Origin of the sequence: Paraburkholderia sp. 31.1 (genome assembly GCF_014397645.1) — a bacterium.
Classification (GTDB): Bacteria; Pseudomonadota; Gammaproteobacteria; order Burkholderiales; family Burkholderiaceae; genus Paraburkholderia; species Paraburkholderia tuberum.
Genome location: NZ_VZQN01000010.1, coordinates 182,572 through 201,121 on the forward strand (window position 1 = coordinate 182,572; position 18,550 = coordinate 201,121).

An 18,550-nucleotide genomic window follows, 5' to 3' on the forward strand; every position below is an offset into this window, starting at 1 on the left:
GCGCGAAGCGTCAGCCATGCTTCGCGCGATGTGTGTGGCCTCGCTCGATGTCGAGCGTCAGAACAACGCTTCTTCGACGTCCATCATTGGCTTCGAACCGGCGCGCGCCTGGCGGATCGTCATCGCCGTTTCGGGCAGCAGCTTCGCGAAGTAGAAGCGCGCGGTTGCGAGCTTCGCCTTGTAGAACGGATCGCCCGACGCCTCCTTGTCCAGCGCGATACGAGCCATGCGCGCCCAGAAGTACGAGAACACCAGATGGCCGACCGTGCGCAGATACGGCACGGCCGCAGCGCCGACTTCGTCCGGGTTCTGCATCGCCTTCATGCCGATTTCCATCGTCAGTTTCTGCACCTTTTCGCCGATCTCGGCGAGCGGGTTCACGAACTCCTGCATCTCCGGCTTGATGCCTTCGGCTTCGACGAATTCGGCGACGAGCTTGCCGAACTTCTTCATCTTCGCGCCCATGTCGCCGAGCACCTTGCGGCCGAGCAGATCGAGCGACTGGATGCCGTTGGTGCCTTCGTAGATCATGTTGATGCGCGCGTCGCGCACGTACTGCTCCATGCCCCATTCGGCGATGAAGCCGTGGCCGCCGTAGATCTGCATCGCGTGATTGGTGCCTTCGAACGCGTTGTCCGACAGGAACGCCTTCAGGATCGGCGTGAGCAGCGCGACGAGGTCGGCGGCTTCCTTGCGCTCGGCTTCGTCGGCGTGCGACAGCTCCTTGTCGATCTGCAGCGCCGACCAGTACGAGAACGCGCGGCCGGCTTCGGCGTAGGCCTTCTGCGTGAGCAGCATGCGGCGCACGTCCGGATGCACGATGATCGGATCGGCGGCCTTTTCCGGCGCCTTCGGGCCGGTCAGCGAACGCATCTGCAGCCGCTCTTTCGCGTACGTGAGCGAGTTCTGATATGCGACTTCGGTGAGACCGAGGCTCTGCATGCCGACGCCGAGACGCGCTGCGTTCATCATCACGAACATCGCGTTAAGGCCTTTGTTCGGCTCGCCGACCATCCAGCCCTTCGCGTTGTCGAGATTGATCACACAGGTCGCGTTGCCGTGAATGCCCATCTTGTGCTCGATCGAGCCGCACTTCACGCCGTTGCGCTCACCGGGCTCGCCCGCTTCGTTCGGCACGAACTTCGGCACGATGAACAGCGAAATCCCCTTGGTGCCCTTCGGCGCATCCGGCAGACGCGCGAGCACGAGGTGAACGATGTTCTCCGCCATGTCATGCTCGCCGCTCGAAATGAAAATCTTCGTGCCGCTGATCGAGTACGAGCCGTCGCCATTCGGCTCGGCCTTCGTGCGCAGAATGCCGAGGTCGGTGCCGCAATGCGGCTCGGTCAGACACATCGTGCCGGTCCAGACGCCTGCGACGAGCTTCGGCAGATAGCGCTGCTGCAGTTCCGGCGTGCCGTGCGCGTGCAGGCATTCGTACGCGCCGTGCGACAGGCCCGGATACATCGTCCACGCCTGATTCGCCGAGTTCAGCATTTCATAGAGCGCGTTGTTGACGAACGCGGGCAGTCCCTGGCCGCCGAATTCCGGGTCGCAACCGAGCGCCGGCCAGCCGGCTTCGACGTATTGCCGATAGGCTTCCTTGAAGCCCTTCGGCGTGGTCACGACGCCGTCGCCGGCATACGTGCAGCCTTCCTGGTCGCCGCTGTGGTTGAGCGGGAACAGCACTTCGGAGCAGAACTTGCCGGCTTCCTCGAGCACCGCGTTGATCGTGTCGGCGTCGAGTTCGGCGTGCTTCGGCATTTGCCGAAGTTCGACCTCGACGTTGAGCAGCTCGTGCAACACAAATTGCATGTCGCGCAGCGGCGCGGCGTACTGTCCCATGACTCTCTCTCCCTGGTTTGACAAAAAGCCAGGCCGTTGGCCGGGCCCGTGGTCGGACCTTCTGCGCCGCGCGTTTCCGGTAGATTCCGGCGACGCCGCTAACGGCTTTCGCTTTGATACGAATTAATCAGTTTTTCCAGCGCGGCCCACGTGAGACGCACCGCATCCGGCAGATGCAGAAAGCGCGCGTCGTGATGCAGGCCGAGCGTGACGCTATACAGTTCGAACAGCATCAGCTGCGGGTCGGTATCGGCGCGCAGATGCCCTTCTTCCATCGCTTGCGAGATCGCACGCGTGAGCGCCGCACGCCACGTCGTCACGCTCGACACCAACTGCTCGCGCACCTGGCTGTCCGCGCGGTCGTCGTATTCGACGGCGCCGCTGATGTAGATGCAGCCGGTCGTGACTTCCTGAATGCGTTTCTCGATCCAGCGGGAAATCATCGCGCGCAAGCGCGGCAGACCACGCGGCTCGCGCAGGCTCGGGAAAAACACCTCGTCTTCGAAACGGCGGTGGTATTCGCGCACGACCTCGATCTGCAGATCCTCGCGCGACCCGAAATGCGCGAACACACCGCTCTTGCTCATCTGCATGCGCTCGGCCAGCAGACCAATCGTCAGACCTTCCAGTCCGTCTCGGCCTGCCAGATCGAGTGCTGCGTCGAGAATCGCGGCTCGGGTTTGTTCGCCTTTTCGCATAGCTGTTTTACCGTTCTAATGTGACCGAATTGAAAATCGAACGGCCGTACTATTATTGAGTGCTTGCCGTCCGCGAAACAAGGACTTTATTAGAAACCGGTTTCTAACCGGCTTCTAATTTTGCGGCTTTCGACCATCAGATCAATCAGATTTTTAGAGGCGTTTGCCTTGAATCGATGGTTGCCGATCGGCGCGCGCGTGTTCTCGCGTGTGTTCTATTTCTTTGCCCCGGCTCGCTGGCGCCGATTGATGGCCGACATGATGCGGCAAGCGCGGGCTCTCGTGCGAGCGGTATCAGTCGTAGCCGCCCACCGTCAGCAGCTTCATCGCGACGCGGTAGCTCGTGTACGCGATCCAGCTCAGCGCGCGCACGCGCGCCGGTCGCGATTCGTAGTGCGCTTCATCGATTGGGCGCGCGTCCGTGAACGCGTCGAGAATCGCATCGCGCAGTTTGGGGATCGACGGATCGTTCACGAGCACGACGTTCGCTTCGTTGTTCAGCATCAGGCTGAGCGCATCGAGATTCGACGAACCGACCGTGCCCCAGTTCGAATCGACCACCGCGACCTTGCCGTGCAGCAGCGTCTTCTCGTATTCGGCGATCTGCACGCCTGCGCGCAACAGCGCGTGGTACAGGAACGGCACGGCGTAATCGAGCGCCTTGAACTCCTTGCGCCCGATGATCAGCTTCACGACCACGCCGCGCCGCGCCGCGAACACCAGCGCGCGACGCAGCTTGCGTCCCGGCATGAAGTACGGATTCGCGAGCAGGATTTCATGGCGCGCCTGGCCGATCGCGGCCAGATAAGCTTTTTCGATCGCGCGGCGGTTGATCAGGTTATCGCGCGCGACGAATGCGACGCACGGCTCGCCGCCGGCCCACAGTGCCTCGTTGCGGCGTCGCCGGCGTCTGCGCAGACTGCCAAGCGAGTTGGCGTCCTGCGACGACAGGTCGGGCTTCATCGAATCGAGCGGCCGATGGCCGACGCGAATCCGCCGCCACTGCACGTCGATCGCATCGCGCACGTCGGCGACCACCGGCCCGCGCAGCTCGACCGCGAAGTCCCAGCGCCGGTACGGCAGCTTCTCGCCGTTGTTCTCGTAATCGTCGACGATATTGATGCCGCCGCAATACGCGATCTGATCGTCGATCACCGCGAGCTTGCGGTGCGTGCGCGAAAAGCCGAAGCGGCCGAACAGATGCGGGTTGTAGATGCGATGCTCGATGCCGCCGGCCGGCCATTGCTCGAACATCTTCAGGCGCGCGGTGCCGACGCCATCGGTGATCACGCGCACTCTGACGCCGCGCGCGGCAGCGCGAAGCAGCGCCTCGCTGACCGCGTGGCCGGCTTCGTCGTCGCAGAAGATATAGGTTTCGAGCGCGACGTTGTGCTCGGCCGCGTCGATGCGCTCGATCAGCGCGTCGAAGAAATCGTCGCCGGAGCGCAGCAGCTCGACCTCGTTGTTACTGGTGAAGCGGTAGCGCTGCCAGTAACGACGGCCGAGCAACGTTTGGCGCAGACGCGCCAAACGGCCCGAGCCGCCTGCGCTCACTGGCCACGCTCCCCGGCCAGCGGGCCGGATTGCGGATCGACCGGGCGTGCGGCGAGCCGCCGCGGCAACTGCAGGATCGCATCGGCATTCGACGATGAAAAGCAGCGCGATGCGGCCTCTTCATATGGCAGCCACATATACGCGGTGTGTTCGCGCGGCGCGAGCGTCACGTCGATGCACTCGGGGACCTGCAGGCTGAACCAGTGCTCGGTGTTGTAGAGCACGCCCGCTTCGTAGCGGTAACGAAATTCCGGGTAGATCTCGTAGTCGATCGAGTAGTGCCAGTCGAACAACCCGCTGCGCGGCACCAGTGCGCCGCCGATCATGATGCCGGTTTCCTCGCCGACTTCGCGCACCGCCGTGTCGGCGAGCGGTTCGTCGAGCCGGTCTTTCGAACCCGTCACCGACTGCCAGAACGCCGCATGATCGGCGCGCTCGAGCAGCAGCACGTCGAGCGCAGGCGTATGAATGATGACGAGGACGGACTGCGGAATTTTCGGCGGTTTCGGCATGGCTCAAACTGGGCGCGACGATACGCGCGATACATGTCGGATGACGGTCGAAAGGGTCTGGAAAGCGGTGGCTTCACTGTAACGCAAAAAATGAAAAAGGCGCTGAGGTGGAGATCACCTCAGCGCCTTTTCGTTTCGCTCGTGTGGTTTTTTTGCGGCCGCCGGCCCGCTGGCCGGCACACGCAAGACCGCTTGCCGGCCGCGCGCAGCGGCCGCGGTTTTATGCCTTCGGTTCCGGCGTACGCAGACGGATGTGCAGCTCGCGCAGCTGACGCTCGTCGACTTCGCTCGGCGCCTGCGTGAGCAGATCCTGCGCGCGTTGCGTCTTCGGGAACGCGATCACGTCGCGGATCGAGTCGGCGCCGGCCATCATCGTGACGATGCGGTCCAGACCGAACGCGATACCGCCGTGCGGGGGCGCGCCGTATTGCAGCGCGTCGAGCAGGAAGCCGAACTTCGCCTGCGCTTCTTCCGCGTTGATCTTCAGCGCGCGGAACACCTTGCTCTGCACTTCCTCACGGTAGATACGCACCGAGCCGCCGCCGATTTCCCAGCCGTTCAGCACCATGTCGTAGGCCTTCGCGAGGCAGCGCGCGGGGTCCGTTTCGAGGTACTCGAGGTGCTCGTCCTTCGGGCTCGTGAACGGGTGATGCGCGGCGACGTAGCGGTTGTCTTCCTCGTCGTATTCGAACATCGGAAAGTCGACGACCCACAGCGGCTTCCAGCCGGACTCGACGAGACCGTTGGCCTTGCCGAATTCCGAATGACCGATCTTCAGACGCAGCGCGCCGAGGCTGTCGTTGACGACCTTCGCGCGATCCGACGCGAAGAAGATGATGTCGCCGTCTTGTGCGCCGGTGCGCTCGATGATCGCCTTCAGCGCTTCGTCGTGCAGGTTCTTCACGATCGGGCTTTGCAGACCGTCACGGCCCTTCGCCGCTTCATTGACCTTGATCCACGCGAGACCCTTCGCCCCGTAGATGCGCACGAATTCCGTGTAGCTGTCGATGTCGCCGCGCGACAGCTCGCCGCCCTTCGGCACGCGCAGCGCCGCGACACGGCCGTCCTTCGTGTTGGCCGGGGTGCTGAACACCTTGAAGTCGACGTCGCGCATCGCATCGGTCAACTCGGTGAACTCGAGCTTCACGCGCAGGTCCGGCTTGTCCGAACCGAAGCGGCGCATCGCTTCCGCGTATTCCATGACCGGGAATTTCTGGTCGAGCTCGACGCCGATCGTCGTCCTGAACACGTGACGGATCATCGCCTCGAACAGATCGCGGATTTCCTGTTCCGACAGGAACGAGGTCTCGCAGTCGATCTGGGTGAATTCCGGCTGACGGTCGGCGCGCAGGTCTTCGTCGCGGAAGCACTTGGTGATCTGGTAGTAACGGTCGAAGTTCGCGACCATCAGCAGCTGCTTGAACAGCTGCGGCGACTGCGGCAGCGCGAAGAACTGGCCCGGGTTCGTGCGCGACGGCACGAGGTAGTCGCGCGCGCCTTCCGGCGTGCTCTTCGTGAGCATCGGCGTTTCGATGTCGATGAAGCCCTGCTCGTCGAGGTACTTGCGCACTTCGATCGCGACGCGGTAGCGCAGACGCAGGTTGTGCTGCATCTGCGGACGGCGCAGGTCGAGCACGCGATGCGTGAGGCGCGTGGTTTCCGACAGGTTGTCATCGTCGAGCTGGAACGGCGGCGTGACCGACGCGTTCAGCACGATCAGCTCGTGGCACAGCACTTCGATCTTGCCGCTCTTCAGCGAGGCATTGGTCGTGCCTTCCGGACGGCCGCGCACGACACCCTTGACCTGCACGCAGAACTCGTTGCGCACGCCTTCGGCGACCTTGAACATGTCAGCGCGATCCGGATCGCAGACGACCTGAACGAGCCCTTCGCGATCGCGCAAGTCGATGAAGATGACGCCGCCATGGTCGCGGCGGCGGCTTACCCAGCCGCACAGCGAGACGGATTGGCCCAGCAGTTCTTCGGTCACCAGACCGCAGTATTCAGATCTCATCGACATGATGTTTGTCTTTCGTTTTGCATTGGTTGAACGGCGCGCCGCAGACGATCCTGCATGAAGCGTTGCGCGCCGGCATTAGAGCGGGGGCTCGACGGTGGCGCGGCGCACCGGCGCCGGCGGTGGCGCGGACGGCGCCACGACGCCCATCGAGACAATGTACTTGAGCGCAGCGTCGACCGTCATGTCGAGCTCGATCACTTCGCTTTTCGGCACCATCAGGAAGAAGCCGGACGTCGGGTTCGGCGTGGTCGGCACGTATACGCTGACGTAATCTTCCTTCAGATGGTTGGCCACGTCGCCGCCCGGGATGCCGGTCAGAAACGCGATCGTATAGGACCCGCGGCGCGGGTACTCGATCAGCAGCGCCTTACGGAATGCATTGCCACTGCTCGACAGCAGCGTGTCGGACACCTGCTTCACGCTGGTGTAGAGCGGGCCGACCACCGGAATGTGCGCGACCAGCAGTTCCCACCACTTCACGAGCTTCTGCCCAATGAAGTTCTGCGTCAACAGCCCGACGACGAAGATGAACGCGAGTGTGAGCACCGCGCCGAGGCCCGGCAAGCGATAGCCGATCGTGCGTTCCGGCTGCCACGAGGTAGGCAGCAGCAACAGCGTCTGGTCCATCGTGCCGATGATCAGACCGAGCACCCACAGTGTGATGGCCAGAGGCACCAGCACCAGCAGGCCGGTCAGAAACACCGATTTGAGCGTGAATTTCTTCGTCGTCATGTGTACCGCCAGAAAGCTGCGCGGGCCGAAGCCCATGCGCGGTAGATACGCCGCCCGCGCGGGGCGGCAGTCCCACTAGGCGCTGCTGGAACCGCTCGGGCTCGTGGCGGCGGGCGCCGCGGGCACGGCAGCCGATGCAGCCGGGGCAGCGACTGCGGCCGGCTCGGACTTCGCTTCCGACGCGGCCGGCGCGCTCGTGCTGCCGCGGAAATCGGTCACGTACCAGCCGGAGCCTTTCAACTGGAAGCCGGCGGCCGTGAGTTGTTTGCTAAAGGTGTCTTTTCCGCACTCGGGACACTGCGTCAACTGGGGGTCGCTCATCTTCTGGAGCACGTCCTTCCCGAAACCGCATGACCCGCAACGATAAGCGTAGATCGGCATGATCCTCTCTTACTCCAAATCCCTACTGAAATCTTGTAAACGCTTGCAAAGCCTTGAATTATAGCCGCAAACGATGTCCGTTCCCCGGATTTCGGGAAGCGGACGCACTACGCGCCCGCCACCGCGCCAGATGGGGACGCCCCCCAGACCTCTCAAGAGCGGCGCGCGTGGCGTTAGCCGCGACGCCGCCAGGCGAGCCAGCGCTCGCGTCCGGCGAATACGGCGATCGAGTCGTCGACCGCTTCGTCTTCGACCAGCTCGAAGTGTGGCGTGAGCAGCGCATCGAGCTCGCCGCGGTCGATGCCGAACGGCGGCCCTTTCGGCGTCGCGCCGATGAAAAAGATGCCCGCCAGCAACCCGCCGGCCGGCAGCAGTTCGCCCATGCGCTGCGCGTAGTCGGCGCGCCGCGCCGGCGGCAGCGCGCAGAAGAATGCGCGCTCATAGATCCATGCCGGTGCGAACGGTGGCGCATAGGTGAAGAAATCCGCCTGGTCGACCAGCGATGCATGCGCGCCGAGCTGCTCGCGTGCCGCCGCCACGGCGGCCGGCGAGAAGTCGATCGCGCGTACCGGGTTGCCCTGACGCGCGAGCCATCCCGCTTCGTGCGCGCTGCCGCAGCCTGGAATCAGCACGGCCACGTCGCGGTGCCGTTCGGCGAACGCGCGAAACGCGGACGGCACGCCCGCCTGATCCCACGGCGTGAAATGGCGCTCGAAGCGTTCGTCCCAGAACTCGGGCGAGTCGGGATCGCGGGTTGCGAAATCGGGCGCGGCGGGTTGGGTCGGATCGCTCATCGGAATCTAACCTCCATAAGCCAGTACCAGGAACGCACGCGCCAGCATCGCGCCGACGCCGACCGCCACGCCGAACAGCAGCAGGCCTTGCAGCAGACGGTTGGTGCGCTTTTGCTCGAGCAGGATCTGGCGGATCACGTCGTCGTTCGCGCCGCCCACCGGATGATGGCGCTCGGCCAGCATGTTATGGACGAGGCGCGGCAACTGCGGCAGCGTCTTGCTCCACTGCGGCGCCTCGATCTTCAGACGCTCGTACCAGCCGCGCAAGCCGATCTGCTCGTTCATCCAGCGCTCGAGATAGGGCTTCGCGGTCTTCCACAGATCCAGTTCGGGATCGAGCGAACGGCCTAAGCCTTCCACGTTCAGCATCGTCTTTTGCAGCAACACGAGCTGCGGCTGGATCTCGACGTTGAAGCGCCGCGACGTCGAGAACAGACGCATCAGCACCTGGCCGAGAGAAATGTCCTTCAGCGCGCGATCGAAATACGGTTCGCAGACCGCGCGGATCGCGCTTTCGAGCTCCTCGACGCGCGTGCTCGGCGGCACCCAGCCCGACTCCAGATGCAGCGTCGCGACACGATGGTAGTCGCGCTTGAAGAACGCGAGGAAGTTCTGCGCGAGGTAGTTTTTGTCGAAGTCCGACAGCGCGCCGATGATGCCGAAGTCGAGCGCGATATAGCGGCCGAAGTGCGCGGGATCGAGGCTCACCTGGATGTTGCCGGGGTGCATGTCGGCGTGGAAAAAGCCGTCGCGGAACACCTGCGTGAAGAAAATTTCGACGCCCTCGCGCGCGAGCTTCGGGATGTCGACACCAGCCGCGCGCAACGTATCGACCTGGCTGATCGGCACGCCGACCATGCGCTCCATCACGAGCACCGTGGGCGTGCAGAACTCCCAGTACATCTCGGGCACGAGCAGCAGGTCGAGCCCCAGGAAGTTGCGCCGCAACTGGCTGCCGTTGGCGGCCTCGCGCATCAGGTCGAGTTCGTCGTGCAGGTATTTGTCGAATTCGGCGACCACCTCGCGCGGCTTCAGGCGCTTGCCGTCGGCCCACAGACGCTCGGCCCACACGGCGATGTCGCGCAACAGCGCGAGGTCGGAATCGATCACCGGCAGCATCTTGGGGCGCAGCACCTTCACCGCGACCGCCTTGCCCGCATGCTGGCCGGCCTTCACCTTCGCGAAGTGGACCTGGGCGATCGACGCGCTCGCGACCGGCACCCGCTCGAAATCGTCGAACAGCACGTCGACCGGCGCGCCGAGCGACTTCTCGACGAGCGCGATCGCGACCGCCGAATCGAACGGCGGCACCTGGTCCTGCAGCTTGGCAAGTTCGTTGGCGATATCGACCGGCAGCAGATCGCGACGGGTCGACAGCACCTGGCCGAACTTGACGAAGATCGGCCCGAGGCTTTCGAGCGCGAGCCGCAGACGCACGCCCGGCGGCGCATCGAACTTGCGACCAAGCGTCGTGATGCGCAGCAGCAGACGCACGCGCCGGTCGTTGATGCGGCTCAACATCATTTCGTCGAGGCCGAAGCGGATGACCGTGAAAAATATCTTGAGAAAACGCAGAAAACGCATGGCTGGGCCCGGTGACTAGCGCGTGCCGCGCGACGTGGCGGCGCCGCCCGGCGTTTGCGCGCCGCGGGCTTCGACCTTCTGTTCGATGCGCTCGATGCGCTTTTCGACGCGCGCGAGCGAATCGCGCGCGCGCGCCAGCTCGACGTTGAAGTCCGCGAGCGCGGTACGGCGCACCAGTTGCGGATTTTCGTCGAGCAGGTACTCGGCGGCGGTGTCGAGCAGATTGCGACCGGTGCGCTGCACATGCTCGCCGACTGAGCGGACTAGCGACGTGATGCGCCACGCGGGTCCATCACCGATCAGCTTCGCGAGATCTTCCTCCGGCTCCCAGCGCAGATGCTCGGCGAGCTTCGCGATCACGGTCGCGAACTCGGCGTCGCCCTCGATCTTCACGTGCTTCATCACCGTGGCCTGGCCACCTTGCAGGAAGGCCGGCAGTGCGTCGGACGGCACCGAGATCGTCACGTCGAACTGATGCGCATCGGCTTCGTCGAGCGTAGCGAGATAGCCGTCAGGCTGCACGAGCAGCGCGAGCACAACCGGCGGACATGACAGGCGAGCGGTCTTGCCCGCGTACGGGGCGAGGCGCTCGCGGGCCCACGATTCGCGGGCGAGCAGATGATTGACAGCAGCAGCGAAGGGCTTGGCGGCGAGGGTCATCGAAGGTGGCAAGAAAAAACCCGCGCGAGCGAGGTGCTTGCGCGGGCTCCCATTGTAACGTCCGTTCGCTTCGCGGCCTGCTATGCCGAACGGCCTAAGCCATGCGCGAGGTGAGGCATCGCTATGTCGTGGCCGGCTCTTTTCGAGGCAAACGCGACTCGATGCGTCGGCATGTCAGTGTTGCTCGACCTGCTGGATGCCGGCAAGCAGCCAGCCTTCGCCAGTGCGGTTCGCCTTCGTCAGATTCCAGACTTCGACGAACGGCTCGGCCGCCGCGCCAGGCTCCTCGCGGATCAAACCGGAGAAGCGCACGCTCGCGAAGGATTCGTTCGCGCGCTCCTCGACGCCGAGCAGCTCGGCGTTCAACTGCACGACGTCGGTCTGGTTCGGCTGTGTGCTGCGCGACGCGAGATCGACGCGCACTTCGGCGAACATTTCCGGCGTCGTGAATTCGCGGATGTCCTCGACGTTGCCGACGTCCCACGCGGCCTGCAGGCGCACGAAGTACACCTTCGCGTTGCGCAGAAACGCTTCCGAATCGAAGCCGGCCGGCACCGACGGCGTCGCGCCGAGCGATGGCGTGGTCAACGGGTTGCCCTGCGGTTCGAGATACGAGCCGGTGGGCGGCGCCGTGTAACGCGGCTCCTGAATATAGTCGGTGCCTTTCGTGTTCAGCGACGGCGCCGTGCCCGCGTAGGCAGGCTGCGCCGCATCGCGCTTACGGCCGGTGAAGCGGCGGATGAGCCAGATCACCACAATCGCGATCAACGCGATCACGATCACGTTCGCGAACATGCCGGCGAACGCCTCGCCGAGCCCGAAATGCGACAGCAATGCGGCGATGCCGAGACCGGCCGCGAGACCGGCGATCGGCCCGAGCCAGCGATTGCGGTTCGGCGCGGCGGGCGGCGTGGGCTTAGTCGCAGGCGCCGCCTGCGCGCTCTGCTGCGTGGCCTGACTGTTCTGCGCCGGCTGGGACGGCGTCGTCTGGCGCTGCTGTTGCAGACTGTTCGATTGACGGCCGAAGCTGCGGCCTCCGCCCATGCGGCGCGCTTCGGCTTCGAGAGAGGCAAGCGTGCCGGCCATCAGCAGACCGACCATCGCGATCAGTCCGATTCTTCTCGCCAGCGCCCCCTTAACCTTACGAGTAGATAACAAATTCAAATCGGACATTTCGCACTTTCCTTTAAAAATCGATGGGTTAGGGACTCTAGTATTTGGTCCCCACATGCAAAGCTACCACGCCAGCTGACAAATTGTAATATTTGACGCCGTCGAGACCAGCTTGTTCCATCATAGTTTTCAAAGTTTCCTGGTCCGGATGCATGCGGATCGATTCCGCCAGGTACTGGTAGCTTTCCGCGTCCTTGGCGAAGCGCTCGCCGAGCCACGGCAACACCTTGAACGAATACAGATCGTAGACCTTCTTCAGCGGATCCCATACCTTCGAGAACTCGAGCACGAGCAGCCGCCCGGCCGGTTTCAGCACACGACGCATCTCGGCAAGCGCGATGTCCTTATGTGTCATGTTGCGCAAGCCGAACGCGACCGTCACGATGTCGAAGTAGTTGTCCGGAAACGGGATTTTCTCGGCATCGCACAGCAGCGCCGGCGTGATGATGCCCTTGTCGAGCAGCCGGTCGCGGCCCACGCGCAGCATCGATTCATTGATGTCGGTATGCCAGACCTCGCCCGTTTCGCCCGCCTGTTTCGCGAATGCTTTCGACAGGTCGCCCGTGCCGCCCGCGATGTCGAGCACCTTATAGCCCGGCCGCACGTTCGCCTGGGCGATCGTGAACACCTTCCACGCCCGGTGCAATCCGCCCGACATCAGGTCGTTCATCAGGTCGTAGTTGGCGGCCACCGAGTGGAACACCCCCGCCACCTTCTGCGCCTTGTCCTGTTCGTCGACCGATTGAAAGCCGAAGTGGGTTTTGCTCATCGCGCTCGTCCTTTCGCGTGTTCTTGAATGTTGCGCCGCTCGAGCGGCGTTCGGGGGGGCGAATCGTATCAGTGACAGTGCCCGTGCGCAGCGGCGGCGGGCACCATCGGCGTGTCGCGGTCGATGCCGGCCGCTGCCAGTTTGGCGAGATACGCGCGCCAGAGTTCATCCTGACGCACGGCCATGTCATACAGCAGGTCCCACGAGTAGATACCGGTGGCGTGTCCATCGGAGAAGGTCGGTTGCAGCGCGTAATTGCCGACGCCTTCGATCATCGTGATCGTCACGTCGCGCTTGCCGGTCTGCAGGGTTCCCTGGCCGGGCCCGTGGCCCATCACTTCCGCCGACGGCGAATACACGCGCAGCAGTTCGAACGGTAGCCGATACGCTTCGCCGTTGGCGTACTGCAGTTCGAGCACGCGCGACTTCGAATGCAAGATCACGCCTGTCGGCACCGGCGTCTCGGGAGTCAATCCGCTCATGTTGGCCTCATCAGATAACGGCGGGTGATAACGTCGGATCGGCCGCCTCGCACGCCGACGGCAGTCCGGCGATGCGCGGCGACGGGTTCAGCGACGCTCAGCCCAGCGCCTGTTCAATTTCCTGCCGCACGGCTTCGCGCAGCAGCGTGGCGTGCGCGCGGCGCGACGACAACATCGCTTCGGACACCGTGCGCTGGCGCGGCGCCCAGATCGGCAGGGGGAAATGCGCGTCGTTCGAGAAACGCGGAATCACGTGCCAGTGCACGTGCGGCACCTGGTTGCCGAGGCTCGCGAGATTGACCTTCGCGGGCTGCATCACGCGCCGCTGCGCACGCTCGACCGCGTACACGGCCTTCATCACGTGATCGCGCTCGTCGGCAGAAAGATCCGAAAACTCGGCGACGTGAGCGTTCCAGATGACCCGGCAAAAGCCCGGGTAGTCGTGTTCGTCGGCGAGGACGACTCGCAGCGCGTCGTCCTGCCACAGCACATGGCCGCCGTCTTCACGGCAAAAAACGCAGTCCATCGTCGTCCTCGGCAAAAATCGTTGGTCGTGCCATTAAACCAGCACGCGCTCGATTCCGCCATTGTTCGCCCGTTGAACGTAGTCCGCCATCCAGTTTTCGCCGAGCACGTGACGTGCCATCTCGACCACGATGTAGTCCGCCTCGGTACCCGCGTCTTCGTTGTAGCGCGACAGCCCTTGCAGGCACGACGGGCAACTCGTGAGGATCTTGACGTCGGTCGAACCCGCGTTTCCGTGATTGGGCTGCGGACCGTCGCCGGCCTTCAGCACCGAACCGTTCGGCGCGCCCGCGGCGCCGGCCGATGCATTGGCCGGATTGATCGCGTTCGCGCCCGCTTCGGCGACGAGAGGGATGCCGCGCAGCTTCGCCGCGCCCTTGCGGATTTCCTCTTCCTTGCGGAAGCGCACCTGGGTCGAGATGTCGGGACGCGTGACCGCGAGCGTGCCCGATTCGCCGCAGCAGCGGTCGTTCTTCTCGATCTTGTAGCCGTCCTGCTCCGAACCCATCAGCTGATTGACGAGCTTGACCGGGTCCATCGTCTTGATCGGCGAATGGCACGGGTCGTGGTACATGTAGCGCACGCCGTTCACGCCATCGAGCTTGATGCCTTTTTCCAGCAGATACTCGTGGATGTCGATGATCCGGCAGCCCGGGAAGATCTTTTCGAATTCGTAACCGGCGAGCTGGTCGTAGCACGTGCCGCACGACACCACCACCGTCTTGATGTCGAGGTAGTTCAGCGTATTGGCGACGCGGTGGAACAGCACGCGGTTGTCGGTGACGATCTGCTCGGCTTTGTCGTACTGGCCCGAGCCGCGCTGCGGATAGCCACAGCACAGGTAGCCCGGCGGCAGCACGGTTTGCACGCCCGCCTCCCACAGCATTGCCTGGGTCGCGAGACCAACCTGCGAGAACAGCCGCTCGGAGCCGCAGCCCGGGAAGTAGAACACCGCTTCGGTGTCGGCGGTGGTCGTCTTCGGATTGCGGATGATCGGGACGATCTTGTTGTCCTCGATATCGAGCAAGGCGCGCGCGGTCTTCTTCGGCAGGTTGCCCGGCATCTTCTTGTTCATGAAGTGGATCACCTGCTGGGTGATCACCGGCTTGCCGACCGTGGCGGGCGGATGCGCGGTCTGCTTCTTCGCGAACTTCTTCAGCAGCTCGTTGCCGAGACGCTGCGCCTTGTAGCCAACGCCCATCATCGCGGTGCGCGCGAGGTTGATGGTCTGCGGGTTGGTCGCGTTCAGGAAAAACATGCCCGCGGCGTTGCCCGGGTTGAACTTCTTCTTGCCCATCTTGCGCAACAGGTTGCGCATGTTCATCGACACGTCGCCGAAGTCGATCTTCACCGGGCACGGCGTCACGCACTTGTGGCAGACAGTGCAGTGATCGGCGACGTCGTTGAACTCGTCCCAGTGCTTGATCGACACGCCGCGGCGCGTCTGCTCTTCGTACAGGAATGCCTCGACCAGCAAGGACGTGGCGAGAATCTTGTTGCGCGGGCTGTACAGCAGGTTCGCGCGCGGCACGTGGGTCGCGCAGACGGGCTTGCACTTGCCGCAGCGCAGGCAGTCCTTGATCGACTCGGAAATCGCGCCGATATCGGACTGCTGCATGATCAGCGATTCGTAGCCCATCAGGCCGAAGCTCGGCGTGTACGCGTTGCGCAGGTCCGCGCCTTCGAGCAGCTTGCCCGCGTTGAAGCGGCCATGCGGATCGACGCGCTGCTTGTACTTGCGGAATTCGCCGATCTCGTCGTCGGTCAGGAATTCGAGCTTCGTGATGCCGATGCCGTGCTCGCCGGAGATCACACCGTCGAGCGAACGCGCGAGCTTCATGATGCGCGCGACCGCCGTGTGCGCGTCCTGCAGCATCTCGTAGTTATCGGAGTTGACCGGCAGGTTCGTGTGGACGTTGCCGTCGCCCGCGTGCATGTGCAGCGCGACGAACACGCGCCCGCGCAGCACCTGCTTGTGGATCGCCTGGGCTTCGTCGAGGATCGGCTTGAACTCGCCGCCGTTGAAAATCTGCCGCAATTCGGCGCGGATTTCCTGCTTCCACGACACGCGAATCGTGCGGTCCTGCGCGAGGTGGAATACGGTTGCGTCGGGTTGCGCGTCGACGCGGTCGGCGAACTTTTCGGCGAGCGACTCGTAGCCGAGGCCGACCAGGTAGTGCTGCGCCTCGCGCAGCGACAGGTCGAGCTTGCCGCGCACGAATTCCCAGCGCGTGCGCACACGCGCGAGTAGATCGAGCGCCTGCTGCACGCGGTCTTCGAGCAGCTCGGCGCTCGGGATTTCGTTCGCGTCGTCGCTCTTGCCGAGCGGCAGCTTGCCGCCCTTGAAGAACGCTTCGAGCGCGTCGACCAGTTGCAGCTTGTTCTTCAGCGACAGCTCGATGTTGATGCGCTCGATGCCGTCCGTGTATTCGCCCATGCGGTCGAGCGGAATCACGACGTCTTCGTTGATCTTGAACGCGTTGGTGTGCTTTGCGATCGCGGCCGTACGGCTGCGGTCGAGCCAGAAGCGCTTGCGGGCCTCGGCGCTGACGGCGACGAAACCTTCGCCGCTCTTGCCGTTGGCCATGCGCACGACTTCCGAGGTGGCCTGCGCGACCGCGTCCGCGTCGTTACCGACGATATCGCCGATCAGCACCATCTTCGGAAACGCGTTGCGTTTGCTCTTGGTCGCATAGCCGACCGCGCGCAGATAGCGCTCGTCAAGATGCTCGAGACCCGCGAGAATCGCACCGCCCTGGCGCGACGTCTCGAACAGGTAGTCCTTGATTTCGACGATGCTCGGAATCGCCTCGCGCGCCTGGCCGAAGAACTCGAGACAGACGGTGCGCGTATGCGCAGGCATCTTGTGCAGCACCCAGCGCGCGGACGTGATGAGGCCGTCGCAGCCTTCCTTCTGCACGCCCGGCAGACCGGCGAGGAATTTGTCGGTGACGTCCTTGCCGAGGCCTTCCTTGCGGAACACGCGGCCCTTGATGTCCAGCGCTTCGGTGCGCAGCAGCTTCTCGCCCGGCGCGCAGTTGCCGTCGAACCATTTGAGCTCGAAACGCGCGACTTCGATGTCGTGGATCTTGCCCATGTTGTGCTCGAGACGCGTGACTTCGAGCCAGTTCCCTTCCGGGTCGACCATGCGCCACCACGCGAGGTTGTCGAGCGCCGTGCCCCACAGCACCGCCTTCTTGCCACCCGCGTTCATCGCGACGTTGCCGCCGACGCAGGACGCGTCGAGCGAGGTCGGGTCGACCGCGAACACGAAGCCGGCCTGCTCGGCCGCTTCGGTCACGCGGCGCGTGACGACGCCCGCGCCCGAGAAAATCGTCGCGACCTTGCGATCGACGCCCGGCAGCTGGGTCATTTCGACCGGGCCGAGCTGTTCGAGCTTTTCGGTGTTGATGACGGCCGAGAACGGCGTGAGCGGCACCGCGCCGCCCGTGTAGCCGGTGCCGCCGCCGCGCGGAATCACCGTCAGTCCGAGTTCGAAGCAGGCCTTGATCATGCCGGCGATTTCGGCCTCGGAGTCCGGCGTCAGCACGACGAACGGGTATTCGACGCGCCAGTCGGTCGCGTCGGTCACGTGCGAGACGCGCGACAGGCCGTCGAACTTGATGTTGTCTTTCTGCGTGACCTTGCCGAGCACGCGCGTAGAACGGCGGCGCAGGTCGTAGGTCTGCTGGAATTCGCTGGCGAATTGGTCGATCGCGCGGCGCGCGGCCTGCACCAGCTTTTCGACGCGCGCGGCGCGATCGACGCCGGCTTCGTCGCCGTGTTCGCGCAGATCGGCGCGGCGGCGCTTCTCGATTTCGGCGAGACGGTGATTGAGCGCCTCGATCAACAGCGCGCGGCGCTTCGGATTGTCGAGCAGGTCATCCTGAAGATACGGATTGCGGCGCACCACCCAGATGTCGCCGAGCACTTCGTACAGCATGCGCGCCGAGCGGCCGGTGCGGCGTTCGGCGCGCAGTTCGGCGAGCGCGTCCCAGGCTTCGTTGCCGAGCAGGCGGATGACGATTTCGCGGTCGGAGAACGACGTGTAGTTGTAGGGAATTTCGCGCAGACGCGCTTCGGGATCGGCGGCCACCGCGCCGGCGGCGCCGTGCGGATCGAAAACTTGAGGTGCGTTCATGGTTGGACGACTCGGTAGGTCAGCCTGGCGCACTCGTCACGAGGCGTCGGCGGACAATGCGCGTGGGGCGCAATGCTTGAAATCTTCTAGGGCTTCAAGGGGAGCGAGCACGACCGGCGGCCAACTCACGGCGGTCGCTTCGCGGCACTCAGAGACAGCTACACGATCGCGCGTGGCGGACATGCCGTTCCGCCGCAGGGCAGGATTCGCGCGGGACGGGCATTAAATGGGCGATCCGAGGCTGCCAGTGCATCTTCCGATCCTTATTCCAAAACGAAATTCTACCGCATCATTCCGCCACGCGTTGACGGTGGGAATCGGGCGGCGGCGGGGGTTCGGGGGTTTTGGCGATGAATCCGGCGGCGTTTTCGCATACCGTCCATTGACCGGCCGGATGGTTGGGCGAGCTTCGATCGCGCGATTCCGATACGGCCCGGTTAAGTGCACGGCACCCGTCCGCGGAGCGCGCCGAACGGCCAGAGCGGGCACCGTTGGCGCTATCATTGACGTCTTCCCGTTTTACACAGCGCACCGCGCCACCCGCATGGCTTCCCACGACTACCTGAAAAAGACCCTGACCGCGCGCGTCTACGACGTGGCGCGCGAGACCGAACTCGAACGCGCGCCGAACCTGTCGGCGCGGCTGCGCAACCCGGTCTATCTGAAGCGCGAGGACAACC

At 64.1% G+C, this 18,550-nt stretch carries 15 protein-coding genes and 1 pseudogene; 1 reads left to right on the top strand and 15 read right to left on the bottom strand.

All coding sequences use genetic code 11. From position 1 onward, the window contains the following. Positions 1-57: 57 nt before the first annotated feature. From F6X37_RS10055 to F6X37_RS10125, 15 genes are all read right to left on the bottom strand, one after another. Positions 58-1,845: an acyl-CoA dehydrogenase C-terminal domain-containing protein gene (locus tag F6X37_RS10055; protein ID WP_187611157.1), complete on the bottom strand. Its 1,788-nt coding sequence runs from the start codon at positions 1,843-1,845 to the stop codon at positions 58-60. A 98-nt stretch (positions 1,846-1,943) separates the two neighbouring features. Continuing rightward, positions 1,944-2,543 carry a TetR/AcrR family transcriptional regulator gene (locus tag F6X37_RS10060; RefSeq protein WP_184027146.1) on the bottom strand — a complete coding sequence of 200 codons (600 nt, stop codon included), beginning with the start codon at positions 2,541-2,543 and terminating at the stop codon, positions 1,944-1,946. A 294-nt stretch (positions 2,544-2,837) separates the two neighbouring features. Next, a complete protein-coding gene (gene clsB / locus F6X37_RS10065; RefSeq protein ID WP_187611158.1) occupies positions 2,838-4,097 on the bottom strand; it encodes a cardiolipin synthase ClsB in 1,260 nt (419 codons plus the stop codon). Further along, a complete protein-coding gene (gene nudB / locus F6X37_RS10070; RefSeq protein ID WP_090803007.1) occupies positions 4,094-4,609 on the bottom strand; it encodes a dihydroneopterin triphosphate diphosphatase in 516 nt (171 codons plus the stop codon). The genes clsB and nudB overlap by 4 nt, the downstream gene beginning before the upstream one ends. A gap of 220 nt (positions 4,610-4,829) precedes the next feature. Next, entirely contained in the window at positions 4,830-6,629 is a 1,800-nt protein-coding gene (gene aspS / locus F6X37_RS10075; RefSeq protein WP_187611159.1) for an aspartate--tRNA ligase, read from the bottom strand. Positions 6,630-6,704: 75 nt separating this feature from the next. Further along, positions 6,705-7,361, bottom strand: coding sequence for a DUF502 domain-containing protein (locus F6X37_RS10080; RefSeq protein ID WP_026225597.1), 657 nt, complete (start codon positions 7,359-7,361; stop codon positions 6,705-6,707). Positions 7,362-7,436: 75 nt separating this feature from the next. Next, positions 7,437-7,742, bottom strand: coding sequence for an FmdB family zinc ribbon protein (locus F6X37_RS10085; RefSeq protein WP_187611160.1), 306 nt, complete (start codon positions 7,740-7,742; stop codon positions 7,437-7,439). A 173-nt stretch (positions 7,743-7,915) separates the two neighbouring features. Beyond that, positions 7,916-8,536, bottom strand: a complete 621-nt coding sequence (locus F6X37_RS10090; protein ID WP_187611161.1) for a methyltransferase domain-containing protein — start codon at positions 8,534-8,536, stop codon at positions 7,916-7,918. A gap of 6 nt (positions 8,537-8,542) precedes the next feature. Continuing rightward, positions 8,543-10,120: a ubiquinone biosynthesis regulatory protein kinase UbiB gene (gene ubiB, locus F6X37_RS10095; protein ID WP_187611162.1), complete on the bottom strand. Its 1,578-nt coding sequence runs from the start codon at positions 10,118-10,120 to the stop codon at positions 8,543-8,545. A gap of 15 nt (positions 10,121-10,135) precedes the next feature. Continuing rightward, complete coding sequence (locus tag F6X37_RS10100) at positions 10,136-10,780, bottom strand: SCP2 domain-containing protein (protein ID WP_187611163.1); 645 nt, start codon at positions 10,778-10,780, stop codon at positions 10,136-10,138. Between the two features lie 174 nt (positions 10,781-10,954). Further along, the gene (locus F6X37_RS10105) at positions 10,955-11,953 is read right to left on the bottom strand and encodes a Tim44 domain-containing protein (RefSeq protein WP_187611164.1); all 999 of its coding nucleotides are present in this window, start codon (positions 11,951-11,953) and stop codon (positions 10,955-10,957) included. Between the two features lie 37 nt (positions 11,954-11,990). After that, the gene (gene ubiE, locus F6X37_RS10110) at positions 11,991-12,722 is read right to left on the bottom strand and encodes a bifunctional demethylmenaquinone methyltransferase/2-methoxy-6-polyprenyl-1,4-benzoquinol methylase UbiE (protein ID WP_187611165.1); all 732 of its coding nucleotides are present in this window, start codon (positions 12,720-12,722) and stop codon (positions 11,991-11,993) included. 68 nt (positions 12,723-12,790) lie between these two features. After that, on the bottom strand, positions 12,791-13,204 hold the full coding sequence (locus tag F6X37_RS10115; protein WP_187611166.1) for a gamma-butyrobetaine hydroxylase-like domain-containing protein: 414 nt from the start codon (positions 13,202-13,204) through the stop codon (positions 12,791-12,793). 97 nt (positions 13,205-13,301) lie between these two features. Continuing rightward, positions 13,302-13,730, bottom strand: coding sequence for an HIT family protein (locus F6X37_RS10120; RefSeq protein WP_090802993.1), 429 nt, complete (start codon positions 13,728-13,730; stop codon positions 13,302-13,304). Positions 13,731-13,763: 33 nt separating this feature from the next. Continuing rightward, positions 13,764-17,870, bottom strand: coding sequence for a DUF3683 domain-containing protein (locus F6X37_RS10125; RefSeq protein WP_187611167.1), 4,107 nt, complete (start codon positions 17,868-17,870; stop codon positions 13,764-13,766). Between the two features lie 394 nt (positions 17,871-18,264). Here F6X37_RS10125 and F6X37_RS37925 point away from each other — a divergent pair. After that, positions 18,265-18,550 (top strand): annotated as a pseudogene (locus F6X37_RS37925) (hypothetical protein); the annotation flags it as partial.